Source organism: Myxococcus sp. CA005 (genome assembly GCF_006518205.1).
GTDB classification, from domain to species: domain Bacteria; phylum Myxococcota; class Myxococcia; order Myxococcales; family Myxococcaceae; genus Myxococcus; species Myxococcus xanthus.
This window is the reverse complement of the sequence record NZ_SRLV01000031.1, coordinates 80,982-87,157: the sequence shown is the minus strand read 5'-3', so window position 1 is coordinate 87,157 and position 6,176 is coordinate 80,982. Positions and strand designations below refer to the sequence as shown.

The 6,176-nt window shown below is 69.8% G+C and carries 7 protein-coding genes; 4 read left to right on the top strand and 3 right to left on the bottom strand.

Annotated features, from left to right (window positions below):
- From FMQ63_RS16260 to FMQ63_RS16245, 4 genes are all read left to right on the top strand, one after another.
- Positions 1–351 (top strand): hypothetical protein (locus tag FMQ63_RS16260; RefSeq protein WP_228556434.1); only part of this gene is annotated, 351 nt, incomplete at its 5' end.
- A gap of 12 nt (positions 352–363) precedes the next feature.
- Positions 364–1,674, top strand: coding sequence for an adenylosuccinate synthase (locus tag FMQ63_RS16255; RefSeq protein ID WP_011552688.1), 1,311 nt, complete (start codon positions 364–366; stop codon positions 1,672–1,674).
- Positions 1,675–1,766: 92 nt separating this feature from the next.
- Entirely contained in the window at positions 1,767–3,083 is a 1,317-nt protein-coding gene (locus tag FMQ63_RS16250; protein WP_044277744.1) for a tetratricopeptide repeat protein, read from the top strand.
- Between the two features lie 62 nt (positions 3,084–3,145).
- Entirely contained in the window at positions 3,146–3,580 is a 435-nt protein-coding gene (locus FMQ63_RS16245) for a hypothetical protein (RefSeq protein ID WP_011552690.1), read from the top strand.
- 8 nt (positions 3,581–3,588) lie between these two features.
- Here the strand turns inward: FMQ63_RS16245 and FMQ63_RS16240 are convergent, their stop codons facing one another.
- From FMQ63_RS16240 to FMQ63_RS16230, 3 genes are all read right to left on the bottom strand, one after another.
- Complete coding sequence (locus tag FMQ63_RS16240; RefSeq protein WP_026113969.1) at positions 3,589–4,449, bottom strand: FHA domain-containing protein; 861 nt, start codon at positions 4,447–4,449, stop codon at positions 3,589–3,591.
- Positions 4,450–4,581: 132 nt separating this feature from the next.
- A complete protein-coding gene (locus tag FMQ63_RS16235; RefSeq protein WP_011552692.1) occupies positions 4,582–5,352 on the bottom strand; it encodes a YqjF family protein in 771 nt (256 codons plus the stop codon).
- 162 nt (positions 5,353–5,514) lie between these two features.
- Positions 5,515–6,138: a hypothetical protein gene (locus FMQ63_RS16230; RefSeq protein WP_225909932.1), complete on the bottom strand. Its 624-nt coding sequence runs from the start codon at positions 6,136–6,138 to the stop codon at positions 5,515–5,517.
- Between the last annotated feature and the right edge of the window lie 38 nt (positions 6,139–6,176).

The window sequence follows — 6,176 nt, the reverse complement described above, 5'->3', positions numbered from 1 at the left end:
CCCCAAGGGGAGGCCGTGGTGGTGGCCTTCAAACACGGCGGGCGTCATCCGCTGGGAGCGGCCGCGTACACCTACGAGCTGGCGGCCCTGGGGCTGGTGGCCCGGCGGATGGTGCGAGAAGGGGTGCCGGTGCGGGTGGGAGTCGTCTTCCTGAAAGAGTCCCAGCCAGAGCCTGAGTGGCTGTCCGGGCCCAGGGGCCTGGAGGAGGCCGCCGGGCGGCTCGCGGGGGCAGCACGGGCAGTGGCACGCGGCGAAGCGAGGGGTGAATGGGATGGGAGGGAGAAGGCAGCCTGCCAAGCCCTGCATTGTGGCTTCGCGGAACACTGTCACCCGGCCCCCCGCGCGTGCTAAGCGGCGAGCACCATGCCGAACGTCGTCGTCATCGGAGCGCAGTGGGGAGATGAGGGGAAGGGCAAGGTCGTTGACCTGCTCACCGAGCACGCCCAGGTCGTCGTCCGCTTCCAGGGCGGCAACAACGCGGGCCACACGCTGGTGGTGGGTGGGCAGAAGACAGTCCTCCACCTGATTCCCTCGGGTATCCTCCACCCTGGGAAGACGTGTGTGATTGGCAACGGAGTGGTGGTGGATCCTGCCGTCCTCGTCGGGGAGATTGACGCGCTGAAGGTGCGCGGCTTCCTCAAGGACGACGCGCAGCTCCTCATCTCCGACAATGCCCACGTCATCTTCCCGTGGCACAAGCTGCTGGACAGCTTCCGCGAGAAGGCGCGCGGCGGCAGCGCCATTGGCACCACGGGCCGGGGCATTGGCCCCGCGTACGAGGACAAGGTGGCCCGTCGCGGCATCCGCGTGCGGGACCTGCTCAACGCGGACCGGCTGCGCACGCGCATCGAGGCCCGGCTGCCGGCGGCGCTGGACGAGCTGAAGGACCTGTGCGCGCAGGCGGGCGACCCGGTGCCGCAGCTCGAGGTGCCGCAGATACTGGCGGAGTTCACCGGCCTGGGCGAGCGGCTCAAGCCCTTCGTCCACGACGCCTCGCTCTATCTGTCCGGTCAGGTGCGCCGCGGCGCCCGCATCCTCTTCGAGGGCGCGCAGGGCACGCTGCTGGACGTGGACCACGGCACCTATCCCTTCGTGACGTCCTCCAACTGCGTGGCGGGCAACGCGGCGGTGGGCTCGGGCCTGGGGCCCACGGCCATCGACAAGGTGATGGGCATCAGCAAGGCCTACACCACGCGCGTGGGCGGCGGTCCGTTCCCCACGGAGCTGCACGACGCCATCGGCGACCAGTTGCGCAAGATGGGCGACGAGTTCGGCACGACCACGGGTCGGCCCCGTCGCTGCGGGTGGCTGGACGGCGTGGTGCTGCGCTACGCCTCGCGCGTCAATGGCCTGTGGGGCATGGCCCTCACCAAGCTGGACGTGCTCAGCGGCCTCAAGACGCTGCAGATCTGCACCGCGTACGAGCTGGACGGCCAGAAGGTGATGGAGCTGCCCGGCGACTACGAGGACCTGGCGCGCGTCAAGCCCATCTACGAGACGCTCCAGGGCTGGGACGAGCAGATCGCCGGCGTGCGGACCTTCGACGAGCTGCCGGAGAACGCCAAGCGCTACGTGCGCCGGGTGGAGGAGGTCAGCGGCGTCCCCGTGGTGTGCGTCTCCGTGGGCGCTGACCGCGGTGAGACGGTGCTGCTCCAGAACCCGTTCCGGAGCTGAGCGGAGGCGAAGGGCTGGCGTCGCTCGCGGGCGTGCTGACGCGGCCCTGGTTTTTCTGCTACGGCTTCCGGATCGATACCCCGGGAGCCGTCATGGTCGTCTTGCGCAGCTTCGTCATCGCGCTGTCCGCGGCAATGCTGCTGGGGGCTGCGGAGCCATCCGCCGCGGCCCGGGCCGCCTTCGTGCGCGGGGAGTCGGCGCTGGCACGTGGCCGCTGGGATGACGCGGCCACCGCCTACCGCGAGGCCCTGGCCGACACGCCCGGCTATCCCTCCGCCCTCAATGGCCTGGGCAGCGTGCTCTTCCGCAAGGGGCAGGTGCAGGAGGCGCTCACGCTCTTTCGTGACGCCGCGAAGGCCGACCCCGGCTTCAAGATGGCCTGGTTCAACCTGGGCTATGCCGCGCGGAAGACGGGGGATGCGGCCACCGCGGCACAGGCCTACGAGCGCTACACCGAGCTCGAGCCCGGCGACGCGGACGGGTTCTACGGGTTGGGGGAGAGTTACCGGCAGCTCGGCCAGAAGGACAAGGCGATTCCCGCGTACCAGGCGTACATCGCCCGTGAGCAGCGCAAGGGGGAGCAGGTCTGGGTCCGCAAGGCGACCGAGCACCTGAAGGCCATGGGTGCCGAGCCGCTCGCGGTGGCCACCGCGCCGGCCTCTGCGACGCCCTCGGCGGCGCCCGCCGCGGAATCCGTGACGTCCAATCCGGCGCTGGCGGCGTCGCGCATCCGTGACGGCGACGCCTTGATGAAGGAGCGCCGCTACCGCGAGGCGGCCTTCGCCTTCCTGGATGCGTCCCACGCGGATGGGGGCCATGTGGAGGCCTTGTTCAAGCTGGGCAACGCCTTGGCGGTGCTGGGCTATTACGGACAGGCGGTGGCGCAGTGGGAGCGGGCCACCGCGCTCACGAAGGACGCGGCCATCCAGCAGAGCGCGAAGGAGAACATCGACCGCGCGCGGGCGAAGATGGTGCAGGCGGGCGTTTCTCCCCAGGCCGCGGGACAGGCACCGGGCTCCGGCCCCGTGGCCGACACGACGCGCGCGTTGGCGCGCCGGGCGTATGAGCAGGGCGTACAGCGCATCGCCAGCAAGGACTTCAGTGGCGCGCTGACCAGCCTCACCCAGTCCATCCAACTCGAGCCCATGCTGACCGTGGCCTTCGTCGCGCGAGGCAGCGCCAACATCGGCCTGCGTCGCTACGCGGAAGCCGCGGCGGACTATCAGTACGCCTTGGAGCTGGAGCCCGGCTCGGCGTCTCCGCTTTACGGACTGGCCGAATCTTTCCGCGCCATGGGCCGCACGCTGGAGGCACGCGACCTCTACGAGCGCTATGCTGCCTCCTCCTCCGCGGACGTCCGCCCCCAGCTCCAGGAGGAATCCCGACAGAAGGCGGCGCGCCTGCGTTGACCGGCAGGCAGGAAGCCTGCGGGTCGGTGGACCGTGTCAGCCCCAAGCATTAGCTTCCATGAATGACCGGGCGCGACGCGGAACCGAACGGACGGCAGGTCTTCAGACCCCGACGGGTCCTCGCAGCGGCCATGGCCGCCGCGGGTCTCCTCTGGGTTGCCGTGCTGGTGTACCTCCTCCGATTCTTCGATGAGGTCCCGCTCAAGACCTTCCTCTCAGCGGGCTTTTTCGTCCTCTTCTTCGCCGTGTCGCTCATGTACTACGGGCGCACGCACATCGTCGTGGATGCCCGGGGCTTGACCTACCGAGGCATGGTGCGGACGCGGCGCTTCACCTTCGCGGACATCCGCAAGCTCGATGTCCTGCCCGGACCGGTGACTGTCTACGCCATCCGGGGCAAGGCGGGCCTCGTCCACTTCACCAGCTTCTTCATGCACCATCAGCAGCTCGCGCGGCTCCTCGTGGAGCGCGCGGGGCTGGGGCCCATTCCAGGCTGAGCCTCGCGTCAGCTTCCCGTCGCGAGCAGCCACGTGACGGCCACGCCCACGGAGGCCGCCACCGCGCCCAGTCCAATCAGCCACCATTCGCCGCGAGGCTTGGGCACGCTGGGAGGTGCCTCGGGCGTGGGCTCCAGCGTGACCTCGGTGGAAGCGGGGCTGACCGCGCCAGAGGGCGGTTCCTGCTCGCCAGCAGGCGAGGCGGGGGGCGGGGGCTCTTCCACGGCGGCCTGGAAGCGGAGCAGTGAACGGCCCATTTCAATGACGTCGCCATCCGCCAACGGAACCCGGGAGTCGACGCGCTGGCCGTTGAGGAAGACGCCGTTGGGGCTGCCCAGGTCCTCCAGGGAGAATCCTCCCTCGCCGTGGAGGACGCGCGCATGCGTCCTGGACACGGCCCGGTCTCTCAGCCGCATCGCCACGTCGCTGCCTCGGCCGATGTCCGTCTGTTCCTCGGCGAGCGCATGGACGCGCCCGACATCCAGTCCCGTGAGGCAGGTGAGGGTGGCCGCGCGCGATGGGGCCGGTTCATCCGTTCCCGTCAGCAATCCCTTGAGGAGCGCCACGGTGCCCAGCCCGCGCTCACTGACGGCCTCTTGAAGCACGCGCAGTCCCATGTCGTCGGGCAGGCCGAGCGCCTCTCCGGGAATCACCAGCCTCGGGACACCCGGAGGGACCAGCACGCCATTGACGGAGAAGGTGCGCGCGGCCTCGACCATGAGCCGCTGTGCCTCGATGCGCAGGCTGAGAAGGCTCGGGGGCAGGCCCTCCAGTCGGATGTGGTCATCCGGGCCGCCTCCCAGGAGGTGGATGCCATCGGAGAGCTCGAAGGGGGTGGTGGAGCCCAGGTGTTCGAATTCGAAGCGCATGAGACAGCCCGGAAGCAACGGGCCGGCCGTCCCAGGAGGCCAGGGTTCCGCGGACTTGCCGTCCATGTGCGTCCCGGTGGCGATGGGGCCGTCCGAAGCGCGAGACACCCGCGGAGGCAACGCGGAGCTTGCTCAGGCGGCGCGCGGCTTCTCGGAGGCTGGCGACTGGCTGGCACCGGAGCCCGTTCGCGTGCCGGGATACACGGCCACGGCCGAGCCGTCCGCGACGAAGGCGGAGCTGGGCTTGCCGCGCAGGAAGGGGACGAACCTCGCGCCGTACATGCCTTCCACGTCAATCTCGAGCGCGGTGGTGTCCACCTGCCACACGGACCAGCGGGGATGCTCCACGCGGTACTCCGCGCAGCCGCCGTCCCGTTGCGCGGTGTAGCCCCAGTAGTGCTCGGTGATGAACTCCGCCGCCGAGCCAGGCTCGCTGGCCTGCGGCGGACCGAGCGTCGTCGCCGCCAGGTGCTGCCACTTTCCCCCCGCCTTCCACGCATATTCGACGCGGCCAGGGGCGCCGGTGTGCGCGCCTTCCATCTCCACGACGTGCCGCATGGGCAGCGCGACATACGGCTCGTTGTAGAGCACGCGCGCCACGGTGGCGATGGCTTGTCGCGGGACGATTTCCTTCACGAACACCACGCCTCGCCGCCAGCCTTCAGGGCCGAGGTGGCGCACGTAGAAGCGCAGGTTCACCTCATCGAAGTTGCGGTGGAACGGCACGGGCAGTCCCCGCACGCGCGTGTCGAGGAATCGGAAGCCCACCATGCTGGCGAAGGTCCGGCCCTGCCAGGTGTCCAGCTCCGTGTCACGAGGGACGAGGGGGCGCAGTACCTCCGGGTCCACCTCGTAGTTGAGCATGACGAGATACCGCCACTCCGCCGTGAGGAAAGGGCGCATGCCTCGTCCTAATGCAGGGGCGTCTCCCGACGCTACTCCGTCTGACGGTGGGCGTGCGTCGCGCTCACCCCTCGCAGAAGCCGGTGTTCTGCGACGGGGGCGCGCTCGGTGGAGGCCAGGTGTCCGGGCTCGCTTCATGCTCAGGCACAGGTGGCCGCGTCGCTACCAGGTCGCGCCGATGTTGACGGTGCCCGCGTAGCTGCCGCCGCTGCTGAAGTTCCGGTCGCCAATCGTGACGTCGCCGGGCGGGGCGTTCGCCGCGAACTGCTGGTCCAGGAGGAAGCTGTACTGGAGCCGGGCATCGGCGGTGAAGTTGCCCATGTGGACGCGCAGGCCGCCGCCCAACGGGATGTTGCCCGCCGTGTCATCCGCGAAGGCGACCGTGGGTGCCCGCACGTTGTACCGGCTGATGCCCACGCCGCCCAGGACGTAGGGCTGCACGGGCGCGGCACCCAGGCCCAGCGTGGCCACCACGTGCGCGCCGTTTCGTACCAGGTCCGGGCCGCTTCGGGCGCCCGTCACCACGCGCTGGTCGAACTCGTTGAGGGCACCCGAGTAGCCCAGCTCGATGCCCAGCACCTTCGTGGGCTTGATGGCCACCGTCACGCCGTAGCCAAGGCCCGGGTTGATGTCGGAGCCCAGTGCGCTCGTGTAGCCCTCGACACCGCCGCCCACCAGGAACGTCAGTCCGCGCATGTCCGCGGAGGACTCCAGCCGCTCCTGTGCCATGGCGCTCCCTGCTCCCAGGACACCCACCACCGCACCCACCTTGAGTAGAGTTTTCATTCGCGCCTCCCTTGGGCCTGAACCGCTGGTTGAGGCGA